We start from the raw sequence: 16,723 nt of genomic DNA, 5'->3' as shown, positions 1-16,723 counted from the left end.
ATGAAAAAGTTATTTCGGGCAGTATTGGCATCAGCGGTGATTGCGGTGGCGCTTACAGGCTGCGGCGGCAGTAAAGAGGGTACGCCGGCCGGCACGGAAGCGAAGAAAGCGGCGGCTGCGGCAAGCGGCGATGCGGTTGAGATTAAGGTGGCGACCGTCGGAAATGAAAAACACCAGTCTACCATAGCGGCAACGTATTTTAAGGACAAGATTGAAGAACTGTCCGGCGGCCAGGTCAAGGTGACGATTTATCCGAACGCTTCTTTAGGCAGCGAGCGTGAGGCGGCCGAGGGCGTAAAGCTGGGGACACTGGAGATGACCATCGTTACCACGGACGGCACACTCCCGTCATGGGTATCGGATGTACAGCTTTTATCCATCCCATATTTATTTGAAAACAAAGAAGAAGCTTATTATATTCTGGACGAAGTGCTCCAGCCGGAATTTGAAAAACTGTTCGAGGCACAGGGATTTAAACATCTGGGCTTTGCAGAGCTGGGATTCCGCCATTTCACAAACAATGTGCGTGAAGTTGTAACGGCCTCCGATATGGAGGGGCTCTCCATCCGTGTCCAGGAGGCAACCGTATGGTTCAGCCTGATGGACTGCTTAAAGGCAAGGGGAACGGCGTTTCCGTTTAATGAGCTCTATACGGCGCTTCAGCAGGGAACCGTGGACGGCCAGGAAAACCCAATCGTTTCCATCGCTTCCTCCGGTTTCGACGAGGTTCAGAAATACATGGTTCTGGACGGCCACACCTACGGTGCGGAGAGCGTTATCATGAACCTGGGCTTCTATGACAAACAGACGGACGAGGTAAAGGGCTGGATCGACGAGGCGGTTAAATATGCCATTGACGAGCAGAGAACGGCCGTGGACTCCATGGAAGCAGAGTATATGGAGCAGATTAAGAACAGCGGTGTAAAGGTCAGCGAGCCGGACATCGACAGCTTCAAAGAAGCGACAAAAGATTTCTATAAGAGGGATGAAATCAAGGAGCTTGTTAATCCGGAGCTGGTAGAGCTTGTAATGCAGAAGCTGGAAGAACACAAAAACAGCGGAAATTAATCCGGCATAATATGACATAAATAAATCTGACAAAATAGGAAGAATGGGTGGTTACCGTTTGCAGAACCGCATTGTTTCGCGGGTCTGTGAACGGTAACAACGGATGAGAAACGGATAGAGAGGTCGAGTATGAAAGTTATCAATCTAATGGTGGATCATGTGATAAAAGCCGTGATGGCGGTCAGCGGCATCGTCCTGCTGGCGGTGACATTCTGGCAGGTAGTCTGCCGGTATGTGTTGAAAGCGCCCCTGCCATGGAGCCAGGATATTATCAGGCTGAGTTTTACATACCTTGTATTTTGGGGAGCGGCTTACTGTGTACATGAAAAAGCAAACTTAAACGTAGACGTGTTTCTGACGGCGCTTCCGAAGAAAATCGGAAAACTGGCGGAAATCATAATTAATGTGGTACTGATTGGATTTTTTGCCTTCCTGTTATATATGGGAATCCAGTTTGCACAGACGGGCACGACCCAGACGACATCTTATCTGCCGATTCCGATGTCCTGGTATTACATGAGCATTCCAAGCGCTGCGGCATTTATGATCTTTTACATGGTTCAGATTCTGGTGGAGCAGGTGAAAGAACTGCTTGGCATGGGAAAGGAGGAACAGTAGGATGGCGCTTATTTTATTTCTCTTTGTGTTATTTATAGCCGGAGTTCCGATTTGTTTTTCCCTTGGCTTAATCTCACTTTACGGAGTAGCGGCAGCCGGTTATCCCCTGTCCGTCATCACCCAGAGAATGTTCACTGGAGCGGACAGTATCTCCCTCATTGCCATTCCCCTGTTTATTCTGGCAGGAGGACTGATGGTCCAGGGAGGCATGTCCAGGCGTATCGTGGATTTTGCAGACGCCCTGATTGGCCATTTCCCCAGCGGACTTGCCATGGTCAGCATCCTGGCCTGCATGTTTTTCGCTGCCATCACCGGTTCCGCCATTGCGGCTACCGCGGCGATCGGCGGTATCATGATTCCTCTGATGAAGGAAAAGGGATATGAGAACACGTTCTCGGCTCCCCTTCTGGCCTGCGGCGGTTCGATCGGGCCGGTTATCCCGCCCAGCATTCCGCTTCTGCTTTACGGAACCATGGCCAGCGTCAGTATCGGAAAGCTGTTTATCGGCGGATTTATCCCGGGCATTATCATGGGCGTGGGCCTGATGATTTACAGCTTCTATGTGGGTAAGAAACGCCATTATGTCGGACGTGAGCAGAAAGCGCCGGCAAGTGAGGTGTTAAAAACAGGAAAAGACGCACTGCTGGCGCTGATCATGCCGGTTATCATCATCGGCGGCATTATGAGCGGTATCTTTACAGCGACGGAATCGGGTGCAATCGCCTGCGTCTACTCCCTGATTATCGGAATTTTTGTTTACCGTGAACTGAAGATTAAAAACCTATGGGGCGTGTTTATCGACAGCGCCAAATCCACGGGCCAGGTTCTGATTGTCGTTGCTTTTGCATCCCTGTTTACCTGGATCATCACGGTTAACCAGGTTCCGCAGCAGGTCAGCGCATTCCTGACGGCCAACATCGGAAATAAGTACCTGATGCTCCTTGTCATCAACATCGTACTCTTAGTTGCGGGAACATTTATTGATACAACCAGCGCTCTGGTCATCTTTACACCGCTGTTCCTCCCGATTGTACAGGGCCTTGGAATCGACCTTCTTCACTTTGGCCTTGTAATGACGGTCAACCTGACAATCGGTATGTGTACGCCTCCGCTGGGCGTCTGCCTGTTCGTATCGGGAACCATTGCGGAAGTGTCGCTGAAAGACCAGATGAAGGATTTGCTTCCGATGCTGGCGGTTCTGCTGATTGTCCTGCTGATTATCACATACATACCGGCTACGGTTACATTCCTGCCTAACCTGATTGGATAGGGCTTGACAAACGGGAAAAAACTCCCTATAATGTCAAGTACTTAAACTTAATACCTAATAATAAAGGCTTTGAGGGGAACAAGTAGTAATCTGCAGGACGCACAGAAAGCAGCCGGTCGATGAGAGGCGCGCAGGTTGGCAGACAGACGAATACATCCCGGAGCCGCGCACCCAACGGAATTGTTTAAGGATTTCCCAGTAGGCTGCGACGTATAGGCATACGTTACCGTGCCGGAGTATCTTCTGCCTGAACGGCTGGATGTACTTACTGAGGCAGGCAGTGCGAGCTGTTTGCAAATGAAGGTGGTAACACGGGATATTGCCCCGTCCTTTTAGCGAAGGACGGGGCTTTTGCATTAACCGCTTAGTAAGGTCTTATCGAACTTAGCGGTTAAGCACACCTGTGAAACGAGCGCGTCCTCTGCGCGACATTGAACATGGTGTTTCACTGCAATTACCGCTTAGTGAGGTCTTTTCGAACTTAGCGGTTAAGCACACCTGTGAAACGAGCGCGTCTTCTGCGCGACATTGAACATGGTGTTTCACTGCAATTACCGCTTAGTGAGGTCTTATCGAACTTAGCGGTTAAGCACACCTGTGAAACGAGCGCGTCCTTTGCGCGGCATTGAACATGGTGTTACAGCAAGAATGGAAAAGGAGAATCACGATGAAAATCTACGAAGAGTTAGTTGCCAGAGGCCTGATTGCCCAGGTAACGAACGAAGAAGAAATCAAAAACATGATTAACGAAGGAAAAGCCACATTTTACATTGGCTTTGACCCGACTGCGGACAGCCTTCATGTAGGCCATTTCATGGCGCTCTGCCTGATGAAACGTCTTCAGATGGCGGGAAATAAACCGATTGCGCTTTTAGGCGGCGGTACGGGAATGATCGGTGATCCGTCCGGAAGAAGCGATATGCGACAGATGATGACGGTGGACACGATTCAGCACAACTGTGACTGCTTCAAGGAGCAGATGAGCCGTTTTATCGACTTCTCCGAGGGCAAGGCCATGATGGTAAACAATGCGGAGTGGCTGATGGATCTCAACTATGTGGAGCTGTTACGTGAAGTAGGACCGCACTTCAGCGTAAACCGCATGCTGACGGCGGAGTGCTACAAGCAGAGAATGGAAAAGGGCTTAAGCTTCTTAGAGTTTAACTATATGATTATGCAGAGTTATGACTTCTATATGCTGTTCCAGAAGTACGGCTGCAACATGCAGTTCGGCGGCGATGACCAGTGGAGCAACATGCTGGGCGGAACCGAACTGATCCGCCGTAAGCTGGGCAAGGACGCCCACGCCATGACCATCACCCTCCTTCTGAATTCCGAAGGCAAGAAGATGGGCAAGACGCAGTCCGGCGCAGTATGGCTGGATCCGAAAAAGACGACTCCGTTCGAGTTCTACCAGTACTGGAGAAACGTGGGAGACGCCGATGTATTAAAATGCTTAAGAATGCTTACCTTCCTTCCGCTCGAGCAGATTGACGAGATGGACAAATGGGAAGGCAGCCAGCTCAACACGGCGAAAGAAATCCTGGCATACGAGCTTACAAAGCTGGTACACGGCGAGGAAGAAGCAGAGAAGGCAAAAGAGGCGTCCAGAGCGTTATTCTCAAGCGGAAATGCTGCCGATATGCCGACGGCCGAGCTTACAGAGGAAGACTTTACAGGGGATGAGATCGATATTCTCACTATCCTCCAGAAATCCGGTCTGGCTCCGTCGCGTTCCGAGGCAAGGAGAAACGTGGAGCAGGGCGGCGTAGCCGTAGACGGCGAGACGGTAAAGGATACAAAGGCCGTATTTACAAAGGCACAGCTCTCAGGGGACGGAGTGGTTGTAAAACGCGGTAAGAAGAACTTTAAAAAGGTAGTTTTAAAATAAGATAGTTATCGTTTAAACTAAGGCCGTTTTAATATCAATGCGAAATCAATAAAAAGCGCCGGGAAAGCTGCAAATTGGCTTTCCCGGCGCTTTTGGCCCTGCGTTTACTCCCATTTAAAAAACAGGAGCGAAATTCCGCCGCAGACAACGCCAATCACAACCATCACAATCAGAGGCACCGTTACATGTTCAAGCGGCAGGCCGAGTGATGTGGCTTTTAAGAGCTTGATTCCCTGGGTCAGGGGCAGCACACCGGCTATTTTTTGCAGAACCGGGGGCATCACCTCATACGGCAGCGTGGCGCCGGAGAAAATCAGCATTGGAAAATACAAAAGGCTTGCAAGGATACCGGCAATTTTAGTATTTGGAGAAACGCCTCCCACCATCATTCCAATGCTGAACATGGAGAGCATGACAAGGAAAAATGTGCCGATAAACGGAAAAAAGTCTCCCTTAAGGCGCATGCCGAAAAACAGGGTGGAAACCAGATAGACCAACACCAGTGCGATCAGCGAATAAATCATATAGATGGATACCTGCACCGACAGCAGAAGAACCGGGCTGGAGGGCGTGATTTTAAAGCGCTTGAGGATTTTTTTCTGACGGTAATCGGAGATTACAAGCGGCAGGCCCATCACGCCTCCGGCGCAGACCGCGATTGTCGAGACGGCGCCGAAGGACTGTTCTAAAAAGGTATAATCCGCGCCGGGAGAGGCGGGTTTTCCGCCATAAATGATTCCCATCAGCGCGGTCACAACCACCGGCATGCAGATGGCAAAAATGACCATGTCCATTCCGCGGAAAGAAAGTTTCAGCTCTGTTTTTAACATCGTAATAAATTTATTCATCTTCGTATTTCTCCTCTCCTGTAAACCACAGATAGGCATCTTCCAGCCTGTCGTACGGGCTTTTTTCTATTGCTTCGGCCACCGTGCCGCAGAAAACAAATTCCCCGTCTTTTAAAATACCGATTCTGTCGCAGAGTTCTTCCACCTCATCCATGAAATGGGAGGTTAAAAAGATGGTCAGTCCCTTACCCTTCAGTTCCTTCAGGCTTTTCCATACACTCCTTCTGGCCTTTGTGTCGAGTCCCGTGGTCAGTTCGTCCAAAAATACGACCCGCGGATTAGGGATCAGCGCCAGTACAATGAACAGCCGCTGTTTCTGGCCGCCGGACAGTTCACTTACCGGGCTTGGTTTCTTTTCCGCAAGGCCGAACTGCTTAAGCAGCCCGTCATAGTCTGCCGGGGATTTGTACAGACAGGCCGTCTCCTCACATAACTCATTTACCTTGATTTTATCGGGATAATTTACTTCCTGGAACTGGACGCCGACCTGCTCGAATAATTTTTTACGTTCCTTCTGAGGATTCATTCCCAGAATGGAGATTTCTCCCCGGTCGGCTTTTCTGGTGCCTAAAATACACTCGATGGTTGTGCTTTTTCCTGCTCCGTTTGCGCCGAGAAGACCATAAACTTCGCCTCCCGCAACGGTTATGTCAATATTTTTGATTACGTTTAGTGTGCCGTAGGACTTTTCCAGACCGGACACCCTGATGGTTGTCTGCATACCATATCCTCCTTTATTTGATAAAGAGAGGATATCACAGGGAGGAAGGGTGGTGGGAAAGTGGAGACTTTATAGTTTCATCTGCTCCATTTTTTCGATCCGGGTGAGTACATAGTTCATATTGCTTTTTGCATCCGCAAGGGAGGAGAGCAGCTTATCGCAGGCGGTAATCACGTCTTCATCCGGTGCGGGGGTATCGATCTTTTCGCGGATACTGGCGGAAGGATTTGCATCGAGGGACGACAGCATCCTCAGAATTGCCGTCAGTGAGTAATTAGCGCACCGCAGGGAACGTATCATTTTAAGCCGTTCAATATCCTCACAAAAATAGGCGCGGTACCGGTTTTTCCTGCGTTTGACGGTAATGAGGCCGTTGAGTTCCCAGTTGCGGAGCGTGTCCATCGAGATCTGTAAAAGTTCTGCCGCCTCTTTACGGGTATAGACGGAACCGTCTTTTTGTGAAAGGGACGCCGCGCCTTTCAGAATCTGTCCGGCAATGGCGATGGCCTCCTCCGCATGTCTTGTTTCCAGTTCCACCTGCTCCAGATAGCGCGCCACCCTTTGCCTGGCATCCCGGTAATCTCCTGCGGCGGATACTTTGATGATTTCGACTGCCTGTTTTCTGAGGCCGTTCTGCAGTACTTCCGCCCGGAGGGCGGCCCTGGCCAGCCGGAACTGTTCAATGTGCAGATCGGTAAAGACCCGGTAACCGTTACTCATGCGTTCAGGAGCCGGAATCAATTTGCACTGTTCATATAAACGCACGGTATTTACATGGATACCGATGATTTTTGCCACTTCATTTGTTTTGTAAGTTTTCATTTATGAATACCTCCGTCTCCATCATACTACAAAAAATAAGGCTGGTGTATTAGTGTAGGGTTTTATTATAACCGGATTTTAAGATCTGCACTATTATATGAATCTTTCACGGGCCCCGGATAGCTGACGCATAGCGGCCGAAGTGATTCTGCGGTTGTTACTTCCCTATATTGCGCGTGAAAACACCTCGTGGGATATTACCGGTGAACAGGAACTGTGGTTTCTGCCGCAGCCGGAAACTTTGTTAAACGGATTGAATGTACGGTTCCTGATGTGATAAGATAACGGTATAAGACAGGAAACATAGGGCAGAGAAAGGGGGGCGCCATGACGAAACACAAGTTAATGCCGGGAACCACCGTACTGATTGCGGGTGTTCTGGCAGCGGTTTTACTTGGTGGTGCGGTAAGTGCCGCAGCGAATACCGGAACCGGGGATGTAAAGGGGCCGGTATCCCAGGAGAAGGCCGTTATCTATGAAAATGTGGAAATGCGCCGATACGAAGGGGAGAGCGGCCATCCCTATATCCATGACATTAAAACAAACGGAACGGATCGGGGAATAGCGGGCTATAAACAGGGGAAATTGGCCTTTGACCGTGACGGTAATCCCCTGAAAATTGACTGGTGGAGCCTGGACACCGATTTAGAATATGAATATTTCTATCTTTATGAGAATGATTCGTCCGGACTTGCCTCAGGCGGGACGGAAGATGTATTTGGCGGCTGGTCGTTGAATCTCATGGGTGAAGACGATAATGTGGCAGATATTTCCTATATACTGTATTGCGATAAAGAGATTACGTTTGAGGATGGAACCGTATGGGAAAACCCGGATTTTGAGGGCTGGCTTTCCGCTTACTGCGGTAAAAAGACCGATGTTAACGTTTTGGAGTCTTATTATCCTTACGTACAAAAAATTGATATTAACGATACAAAATAATGCAAAAGAGAGTGGAGGAGGAAATCACTCAGGAAACGGGCCGGCCCTCTGGCATGAAACAATGACAGGCATGTATCGGAGCCTTAAAGAGATAGGATAAAGAGGAAAAATTAAGAAGACCAATAAAGACACTAAAAAAGGCGTCCCGCATCATGCAGGAGGCCTTTTCTTTAACTATCTTTTTTATTGTAAAAATGCAGCCGTACTGTGATGCCGCGGCTGATAAAGAATTACTGCAGCGCTATTTTATCGGTTAGAACCGGATCGGAGGCAGGACCGGAGGAATTCCGATCGGCAGAGTCGCCGCCCGGGAAGATGACAACCTTTGAGGCGTGGATGATTTCATTGCCGGAAGCGTCGGTCATATTACGGTCGGGCCATACAAGACAGGTGGTGCCGGAGGTGAGATCTTCCGGAGTGACGATATTCCTGGTCAGGTAGGGGAGGACGGTTGTCTCGCTGTCAATGCCGTATACCATACCGCGTTTTGTTGTAAGCTGCCAGCCCGATTCACTGTTTCCGGTAAGCTTAACGGCTGTTTCATAGGACGGAGCGGCAAAACCGGCCGGGATCTGGCAGATAATCATCTCGGCGTGGGACTGCGGAGGCAGGCTGAGGGCCATGGCCGGACTTATGTAGGCATAAACCATCTCTCCGTCCTTCAGGGAATCGGCGGATACGGGATAACCGTTCAGGGCATCCAGAATCCGTGTTTCATCTGAGATGTTCAAAACCAGTGCATCGAGTGTCGTGTCTCCCTGAATATGATTGAGCATCAGGCGCTCGCCCTCATGGGAAACCGTACCGTAGACACGGTACAGATCGAGAGAACCCTGGCCGTCCTCAGCGGCAATGGCTTTGGCCGGACTCGAAAATGCCATCAGCACAGTAGCCGCGAGCGCTCCGAGAAGCACAGGCGCCTTTCTGGTGATAAATGCGGATAATCTGAAATTCTTCATACAAATCTTCTCCTTATCATCTTAGAATAGTCTATTTAAATCGTGATACCCTCATTTTACCAGAAAACGGGTCAGAATGGGGGCATTTAAAAGAAATGTCAGGAAATCTTCGGATATTACCGTTTCCTTAACTTTTTTGACGGAAGGAATAGACAGAGCCGCTTAGTAAAGTAAATCCGATTAGAAGAACAGATGCTCTATCAGGATTTTTGTGCCCATTATAATAAGGATAACGCCTCCTGTAAATTCGGCCTTTGATTTGTATTTCATGCCGAAAAGATTGCCCGCCTTGACGCCCACGACAGAGAGAAAGAAGGTGATAATACCGATAAAGGAAACAGCCGGCACAATATGGACACTCAGGAAGGCAAGAGTAACGCCGACGGCCAGAGCGTCGATGCTGGTAGCAACTGCAAGCACGGCCATGGTTTTAAAATCCACGGAGGGATCGAGTTCTTCCTCATCGCAGCGGCAGAAAGATTCCTTGACCATATTGGCGCCGATGAGAACCAGCAGGATAAAGGCAATCCAGTGATCCACAGAGGTGATGGCCTCCTTAAAATGGTAGCCGAGATAATAACCAATCAGCGGCATTCCGGCCTGGAATCCGCCGAAGTAGAGGCCGATAATAAGAGCATGTTTTTTATTCATACGTTGCATGGAAAGTCCCTTACAGACTGCGACGGCAAACGCATCCATCGAAAGACCCACGGCGAGGATAAATAGTTCGATTAATGACATAGGAGATCCCCCTGTTCGTTTATTGATATGCGGGAAGCCGGCTGTCTCATGCGCAACCTCGCGGAGCTTTTGCGCTGCCGCGCGGTTGCTTCAGCAACCATTTACCTCTGCGCGGCATGTGCATCCTCGCGGAGCGTTTTTGATTCATAGGACGTAATTTCCTATGAATCAAGAAAAGACTTATCTGCAGCATGAACCGCAGATAAGTCTCATTATTTAAAGTTAAGCCAGATATTTCTATCAGTATGTTGACCAAACTACACAAACGTGCTAACTACTCCCCTATCTCTGTACGATTTTATAGGAAGCGAGAAAAAAAGTCAACAGGGAAATGGGTGAAAAATAAGTATGCGGCAGGGATGGATCGGGGGCGGGGAGGGGTGAGTCTTCAGTCCCGGGCTTTAGATGGTCGCGGGGTGGGGAATCCGGGCAGACTGTGGCCGGGACTGAAGGCGCAGCCGCCAACCTCTCTATCCGTTCGCCAACCTCCCCACCCGTCCGCCATCCTTTCAACGATCCCCATTTGACTTGACATAATAGAACGAAAATATTACTTTCCTTTTACATTTCCTATACAGAAGCATGATTTCCCCTTTTCTGCAAATGTCTTATACTGCGAATTGTAAAACAAATGAGTGAGCATGAAATGAGTTTAAAGGAGAAAAGAGGATCATTATGAAAAAAAGATTTCAGAAATCAATAGCAATTTTAGGCGCGGCAGTTTTAATGATGGGGCTTGCGGGATGCAGTTCTTCTTCTGAAGCGCCGTCCACGGCAGCTCCGGCGGCGGATACGGGTGAGGTGCAGGCGGCGGATACAGAGGCGGCGGATACGGAAGCAGCAGAGGCCCAGGGCGATTTGAGCGGTTCCATCACACTGGCAGGCTCCACTTCCATGGAGAAATTTTCCAATGCTCTTGCAGAGGCATTTATGGAGAAATATCCCGACGTGACGGTGCAGGCCGAGTTTACAGGTTCTTCCGCAGGCGTCGAAGCGGTACTCGGCGGACAGAGTGATATCGGAAATTCTTCCAGAAACTTAAAGGATGAGGAGAAGGGAAAGGGAGCTGTAGAAAATATTGTGGCAATCGACGGAATTGCGGTAGTGACGGATCCGGCCAATACAGCGGCAGACCTTACGAAGGAGCAGCTCATCAATATTTATAACGGCACAATCACAAACTGGAAGGACGCAGGCGGAGCGGATCAGCCTGTCGTAGTGGTAGGACGCGAGGCAGGTTCCGGTACAAGGGGCGCTTTTGAGGAGATTCTCAAACTGGAGGACGCCTGCAAATATGCCAACGAGCTGGATTCCACAGGCGCTGTTATGGCTAAGGTGGCGTCCACACCGGGCGCTATCGGATATGTGTCACTCGATGTAATCGACGACACGGTTAAGGTGCTGACCTTAGACGGAGTGGAGGCCAATGAGGCGAATATTAAAACTGGTGATTACTTCTTAAGCCGTCCGTTTGTGATGGCGACCAACGGTGAGATTTCTGCCCAGAGCGACCTGGTAAAGGCATTATTTGACTATGTGTATTCCGCCGAGGGTGACGAGCTTATCCAGTCCGTAGGGCTTATCACGACAAAATAAATAGAGCAAATCAGACAGAGAAAGAAACATCATAACGGGCCGCTGTAACTGAGAGCAGAAAGCTTGAAAATGCGAAGCTTCAAACTTGGTACGGCGGCCTGTGCCGTTGTCGTCAGGGGTGTGCCGTCATTCCTGAATCTGTCCGGTTGGAAGGAGACACAGATGCATGAAAAGAACTTTTCCATTTTTGGCGGCCATAAAAGTAAATCGGCTGTAGAAAAAGGGGCGGAAGTCATTTTTACCGCCTGCGGCCTGCTGGCAGTCATAGCGGTATTTTCCATTACGTTATATATGATTATCAGTGGTACACCGGCGCTCTTCAAGGTGGGGATTCTCGATATCCTTTTTGGGAGTGTCTGGAAACCGACGGCGGATCCTGCTATGTTTGGAATCCTTTATGTGATTCTCACTTCCATTGTCGGTACTTTTATGGCGATTCTGATCGGTGTGCCGATCGGCGTTTTCACGGCCATCTTTCTGGCGGAGGTGGCGCCTCCGAAACTGGCCGCCTGTGTCCGGCCGGCCGTGGAGCTGCTGGCCGGGATTCCGTCGGTCATATACGGCCTTTTGGGAATCCTGATTCTGAATCCCCTGATGTACAAACTGGAGCTTAAATTATTCGCAGGTTCCACGACCCATCAGTTTACCGGGGGAGCCAATCTGATTTCGGCGGTGTTAGTGCTGGCGGTCATGATTCTTCCGACCGTCATAAGCATCACGGAATCGGCGCTCCGGGCGGTGCCGAAGCATTTAAAAAGCGCTTCACTGGCTCTCGGCGCAACCCATATCCAGACCATTTTCAAGGTGCTGGTTCCCGCAGCCAGATCGGGCATTATCACGGCGGTTGTACTCGGCTGCGGCCGGGCGATAGGAGAGGCCATGGCCATCAGCCTGGTATCGGGAAGTTCCGTGAATCTTCCGCTTCCATTTAACTCCGTCCGGTTCCTGACGACCGCGATTGTGGCGGAAATGTCATATTCCCAGGGACTCCACAGAGAGGTCCTTTTCACAATCGGGCTGGTCCTCTTTGTATTTATTATGTTTATCAATACGGTACTGACCCGCATGTTCCAGAAAGGAGGGGTGGAGAATGACAGGTAACGCAAGTATTTACAACAAAAAGACCCGCGCTTCCGATCGGGCGCTTACGGCGCTTATTTATCTGGCGGCCGTCATAGCCATCGGCATCCTTGTGGGAATCATGGGGTATGTATTTGTGAGAGGCATCCCGCAGATTTCCTGGCAGTTTCTTTCCACGGTACAGAGCGCAAGAAAAGGGACGTTCGGAATTCTGGGAAATATCGTAAATACGCTGTACATGATTGTGATGACGCTGGTTATTGCGGCTCCCGTGGGAATTGGCTCAGCCATCTACCTGAATGAGTACGCAAAGCCGGGAAAAATGGTGAGAACGATTGAATTTACAACGGAAATCCTTTCGGGAATCCCGTCTATCCTGTTCGGCCTGTTCGGCATGGTGTTTTTCGGTTCCGCGCTGAAGCTTGGATACTCCGTGCTGACCGGATCCTTTACCCTGACGCTGATGGTTCTTCCGCTTATCACGAGGAGCACCCAGGAGGCATTAAAGACGGTGCCCGACAGTTACCGTTCGGGCGCGCTTGGGATTGGCGCGACGAAATGGTATATGATCAGGACTATCCTGCTTCCCAGTGCGGCTCCTGGAATTCTGACCGGAATTATTCTTTCGGTCGGACGGATCGTGGGAGAGTCGGCGGCGCTCCTTTTCACGGCGGGAAGCGGTTTTAAGCTTCCCAGGGATTTGTTCGGCAAACTGTTTGAATCCAGCGGTACGCTGACAATCCAGCTATACCTGTCCATGCAGAAAGCAAAATATGATCAGGCTTTCGGCATTGCGGTCGTGTTGCTCGTAATCGTCCTGGGCATCAACCTCCTGACCAGATATCTGACGGGAAAATTCGATGTGACGAGGCTTAAATAGATGGAGGAAAGTATGGAAACCAAGATTGTTACCACGGATTTGAACCTGTATTACGGTTCCAACCACGCACTGAAAAATATCAACCTGGATATTTATACAAATAAAATTACCGCATTGATTGGACCGTCCGGCTGCGGAAAGTCCACTTACCTGAAGACGTTGAACAGGATGAATGATCTGGTGGATGGTGTAAAAATAGACGGCAGGGTCCTGATAGACGGGGAAGACATTTACGATTCCAAGGTGGATACGACGCTTTTACGTAAAAAGGTGGGCATGGTGTTCCAGCAGCCCAATCCGTTTCCCATGAGCATCTACGATAACATTGCCTACGGGCCGAGAATCCATGGCATTAAAAACAAGGGCCGGTTAGATCAAATTGTGGAGCAAAGCCTTAACGGAGCGGCTCTCTGGGACGAGGTGAAAGACAGGCTTAAAAAATCGGCGCTAGGACTCTCTGGAGGCCAGCAGCAGAGACTCTGCATCGCCAGAGCGCTGGCCGTGGAGCCGGAGATCCTTCTGATGGATGAGCCGACATCGGCTCTGGATCCGATTTCCACACTGAAAATCGAAGATTTAATGGATGAGCTGAAGCAGAAATATACGGTGGTGATTGTTACCCATAATATGCAGCAGGCAACACGTATCGCGGACTATACCGCATTTTTTCTGGTGGGTGAGGTAATAGAATACGCCCCGACAGGCGAGCTATTCTCACATCCGGCAGAGAAAAAAACGGAAGACTATATCACGGGACGTTTCGGCTGATGACAGCTTGACAGTGTTTATCCAGTAAACAGATTAGGAGGTAATAAAATGGCACCGAGAATGATGTTTGACCAGGAGCTTGTGGAGTTAAACAGCGAACTGGTAAAGATGAGCGGGATGGTGGAGAAGGCCATTGCAGACAGCTTCGAAGCCCTGAATAAAAAAGATTTTGTACTGGCGAAAAGGGTGATTAACGGCGACCGGACTGTAGATGAGATGGAGCGCAAAATCGAGAGCCGGTGTCTGTCCCTGATGCTCAGGCAGCAGCCCGTGGCACGCGATTTGCGACACATATCAACGGCCCTCAAGGTGGTGACGGATCTGGAACGGATTGGGGATCACGCGGCGGACATTGCGGAGCTGACGATCAGGATGAGCGATAACCGTTCATTTGTCGGAGTAAAGCACCTGCCGGCCATGGTAGACAATGTAAAAGCCATGCTGCGCGACGCCATCCACGCGTTTACCCAGCGCGATACGCAGGCCGCGGAGCAGATAGAGCTGAGGGACGATATGATAGACGCCTATTTTGATAAAGTGAAAAATGAGGTGGTGGAGCTGCTGAAATCTGATTCTTCGCAGTCGGATATGGCGGTGGATCTCCTGATGATTGCAAAATATCTGGAGCGGATCGGGGATCATGCGGTCAATGTATGCGAGTGGACGGAATTTTCCGATACGGGAACTTTAAACAATGTTCCTATTTTATAGGATGGATGGCTGCATATTCCATCTTCGCGCGAGTGTGTAACCTGCCGGAGCTTTTTTTATTTTAGGGGCGGCTTTCCTATGATATAAAAAAAGACAGGGCCGACACCTGATGGGGAATCAGGTCCGGCCCTGTGCTTTATTGTGAGTAGTGATAGTATGTGTTGAAAAAAGGAGAATATACATCTATATTAAAAAATTGTGGGGGAGGAGGTATCTCTTGCCGTTCTGCCGGGGGGGGTGAACGGTAAAATGGCTGTTTCTCCGTTTATTCAATGGCGATAAATTTCTTTTCCTCAACGGCCTTGCGCTGTTCCTCTTTCGGGAATACCAGTTTCAGAATGCCGTTTTCAAAAGAAGCGTGAATGTCTTCTTCTTTCAGGTTGTCGCCGAGATGGAAACTTCTGCGGCAGCTTCCGCTGTAACGCTCTCTGCGGATGTAATTGCCGTTCCCATCTTTTTCGTTATTCTCTGTGGTCTTCTGAGCGGTTACGGTCAGGTAGCCTTTCGAAAGTTCAGCGTGGATGTCTTCTTTTGCAAATCCCGGAAGCTCAATGTCAAGCTGATAATTTTCGCCCAAATCCTTGATGTCGGTTTTCATCACACCGGAACCGGAGCGGTTATGCTCGGAAGTAAGTCCCGGAAAACGGAACATGTCATCGAAAAAATTATCTACAAAGTTATCATTAAAAATGCTCGGTACTAACATAAGTCATTCCTCCTTATAATTATGTTTTTATGGTCGATGATGAAGAGCCTGTTCAGTCGGTTTTTGCTTTTCATCATGGGGTGATTCAGATACTTTCTATCTGTTCTAGATGTAATATAACACACATTATTAGCACTGTCAATAGGTGAGTGCTAATAAAATTGTGAAAAAATTGTGAACTATGAATGCCGAATTTACTAAACCTGCAAAGCCCTCGTGCTTATCAATATTACATCCGATGCCCTTCGGGAGTCATACATTATTTAGACGGTGTATAAATTATAGTAATACGTTTTATGCAGGTGAATACATGCAGCAGTTTATAGTGGAAGTGATGAACTCGTTCGGATACATAGGGATTTTTGTGCTGATTCTGGTTGAAAACCTGTTTCCGCCGATCCCGTCAGAAGTCATTCTCACCTTTGGCGGGTTTATGACCACCTATACGGCAATGAATGTGCCCGGAGTGATTGCCGCATCGACGGCCGGTTCCGTTTTTGGCGCGGTCATTCTTTATTATGCGGGGCGGCTGATACCAAAGGATATGCTGAAAAATATGCTGGAGGGAAAGATCGGGAAACGTCTTCATTTTGAACAGGAGGATGTGCAGGATGCGGAAGGCTGGTTTGACACGAAGGGTAAAAGTACCGTCTTTTTCTGCCGCTGTGTGCCGATTATCAGGAGCCTGATCTCAATACCGGCCGGGATGGCGGGTATGAAGATGGCTCCCTTTCTGATTCTGACTTTTGCCGGGAGCCTTGTCTGGAACACGGTGCTCGTAACGGCCGGAGCCGTTGCCGGGGCCTCCTGGGGGAAGATCCTCGGCGTGCTCGATACCTATTCAAACATCACGATCATTGTGGTGGGAATCGCGGCTCTGATCGGCAGTACAATCTATTTTGGAAGGAGAAAAGGCGAGGAACAGTAATAGGGAAGGAAAAAACAGGGAAATGGAATGAGAGAGCCGAAGAATGGGAATATTTTCTGTATGGAAAAATTAGATCCCAGATTGGCGGCAATCATTATATTGTTATACGTACATTATCTCCCTGGAATGATATGGGATAAAATGTGTATGGAAAAGAAAAAGCACTGGAAAAAT

The 16,723-nt window shown here is 49.3% G+C and carries 17 protein-coding genes; 11 read left to right on the top strand and 6 right to left on the bottom strand.

What is annotated here, in order from left to right; genetic code table 11:
- The 4 genes from dctP (at nucleotide 1) to tyrS (ending at nucleotide 4,847) form a co-directional block, all read left to right on the top strand.
- Nucleotides 1–1,068, top strand: coding sequence for a TRAP transporter substrate-binding protein DctP (gene dctP, locus V3C10_18735; protein ID WVP61320.1), 1,068 nt, complete (start codon nucleotides 1–3; stop codon nucleotides 1,066–1,068).
- 129 nt (nucleotides 1,069–1,197) lie between these two features.
- Nucleotides 1,198–1,686, top strand: a complete 489-nt coding sequence (locus V3C10_18730) for a TRAP transporter small permease (protein ID WVP61319.1) — start codon at nucleotides 1,198–1,200, stop codon at nucleotides 1,684–1,686.
- Between the two features lies 1 nt (nucleotide 1,687).
- Complete coding sequence (locus tag V3C10_18725) at nucleotides 1,688–2,956, top strand: TRAP transporter large permease (GenBank protein ID WVP61318.1); 1,269 nt, start codon at nucleotides 1,688–1,690, stop codon at nucleotides 2,954–2,956.
- A 667-nt stretch (nucleotides 2,957–3,623) separates the two neighbouring features.
- Entirely contained in the window at nucleotides 3,624–4,847 is a 1,224-nt protein-coding gene (gene tyrS, locus V3C10_18720) for a tyrosine--tRNA ligase (protein ID WVP61317.1), read from the top strand.
- 104 nt (nucleotides 4,848–4,951) lie between these two features.
- On the opposite strand, the gene V3C10_18715 is transcribed toward tyrS, so the two are convergent.
- The 3 genes from V3C10_18715 to V3C10_18705 all read right to left on the bottom strand — a co-directional run bounded on the left by V3C10_18715 (nucleotide 4,952) and on the right by V3C10_18705 (nucleotide 7,238).
- Nucleotides 4,952–5,695 carry an ABC transporter permease gene (locus V3C10_18715; protein ID WVP61316.1) on the bottom strand — a complete coding sequence of 248 codons (744 nt, stop codon included), beginning with the start codon at nucleotides 5,693–5,695 and terminating at the stop codon, nucleotides 4,952–4,954.
- Entirely contained in the window at nucleotides 5,688–6,416 is a 729-nt protein-coding gene (locus tag V3C10_18710; GenBank protein WVP61315.1) for an ABC transporter ATP-binding protein, read from the bottom strand. The genes V3C10_18715 and V3C10_18710 overlap by 8 nt, the downstream gene beginning before the upstream one ends.
- 69 nt (nucleotides 6,417–6,485) lie before the next feature.
- Entirely contained in the window at nucleotides 6,486–7,238 is a 753-nt protein-coding gene (locus V3C10_18705) for a MerR family transcriptional regulator (GenBank protein ID WVP61314.1), read from the bottom strand.
- A gap of 327 nt (nucleotides 7,239–7,565) precedes the next feature.
- Between V3C10_18705 and V3C10_18700 the strand changes: the two genes are divergently transcribed.
- Nucleotides 7,566–8,180, top strand: coding sequence for a DUF5780 domain-containing protein (locus V3C10_18700; protein ID WVP61313.1), 615 nt, complete (start codon nucleotides 7,566–7,568; stop codon nucleotides 8,178–8,180).
- Nucleotides 8,181–8,410: 230 nt separating this feature from the next.
- Here the strand turns inward: V3C10_18700 and V3C10_18695 are convergent, their stop codons facing one another.
- Nucleotides 8,411–9,139 carry a hypothetical protein gene (locus tag V3C10_18695; protein WVP61312.1) on the bottom strand — a complete coding sequence of 243 codons (729 nt, stop codon included), beginning with the start codon at nucleotides 9,137–9,139 and terminating at the stop codon, nucleotides 8,411–8,413.
- Between the two features lie 180 nt (nucleotides 9,140–9,319).
- Nucleotides 9,320–9,880, bottom strand: a complete 561-nt coding sequence (locus V3C10_18690; protein ID WVP61311.1) for a manganese efflux pump MntP family protein — start codon at nucleotides 9,878–9,880, stop codon at nucleotides 9,320–9,322.
- Between the two features lie 675 nt (nucleotides 9,881–10,555).
- Here V3C10_18690 and V3C10_18685 point away from each other — a divergent pair.
- The 5 genes from V3C10_18685 (at nucleotide 10,556) to phoU (ending at nucleotide 14,915) form a co-directional block, all read left to right on the top strand.
- On the top strand, nucleotides 10,556–11,476 hold the full coding sequence (locus tag V3C10_18685; GenBank protein WVP61310.1) for a phosphate ABC transporter substrate-binding protein: 921 nt from the start codon (nucleotides 10,556–10,558) through the stop codon (nucleotides 11,474–11,476).
- Nucleotides 11,477–11,638: 162 nt separating this feature from the next.
- Nucleotides 11,639–12,577 (top strand): phosphate ABC transporter permease subunit PstC, encoded by a 939-nt coding sequence (gene pstC / locus V3C10_18680; GenBank protein ID WVP64663.1) that lies wholly within the window; start codon nucleotides 11,639–11,641, stop codon nucleotides 12,575–12,577.
- Nucleotides 12,567–13,436, top strand: a complete 870-nt coding sequence (gene pstA, locus V3C10_18675) for a phosphate ABC transporter permease PstA (protein WVP61309.1) — start codon at nucleotides 12,567–12,569, stop codon at nucleotides 13,434–13,436. Before pstC ends, pstA begins: the two co-directional genes overlap by 11 nt.
- Before the next feature lie 12 nt (nucleotides 13,437–13,448).
- Nucleotides 13,449–14,204, top strand: coding sequence for a phosphate ABC transporter ATP-binding protein PstB (gene pstB, locus V3C10_18670; GenBank protein ID WVP61308.1), 756 nt, complete (start codon nucleotides 13,449–13,451; stop codon nucleotides 14,202–14,204).
- 48 nt (nucleotides 14,205–14,252) lie between these two features.
- A complete protein-coding gene (gene phoU, locus V3C10_18665) occupies nucleotides 14,253–14,915 on the top strand; it encodes a phosphate signaling complex protein PhoU (GenBank protein ID WVP61307.1) in 663 nt (220 codons plus the stop codon).
- 265 nt (nucleotides 14,916–15,180) lie between these two features.
- Here the strand turns inward: phoU and V3C10_18660 are convergent, their stop codons facing one another.
- Complete coding sequence (locus V3C10_18660; protein ID WVP61306.1) at nucleotides 15,181–15,621, bottom strand: Hsp20/alpha crystallin family protein; 441 nt, start codon at nucleotides 15,619–15,621, stop codon at nucleotides 15,181–15,183.
- 310 nt (nucleotides 15,622–15,931) lie between these two features.
- On the opposite strand from V3C10_18660, the gene V3C10_18655 reads away from it, so the two are divergent.
- Complete coding sequence (locus tag V3C10_18655) at nucleotides 15,932–16,549, top strand: DedA family protein (GenBank protein WVP61305.1); 618 nt, start codon at nucleotides 15,932–15,934, stop codon at nucleotides 16,547–16,549.
- Nucleotides 16,550–16,723: the final 174 nt, after the last annotated feature.

It is taken from the genome of [Clostridium] symbiosum (assembly GCA_036419695.1).
GTDB classification, from domain to species: Bacteria; Bacillota; Clostridia; order Lachnospirales; family Lachnospiraceae; genus Otoolea; species Otoolea symbiosa_A.
The sequence above is the reverse complement of the archived record's forward strand: the minus strand, read 5'-3'. Positions and strand labels throughout refer to the sequence as shown.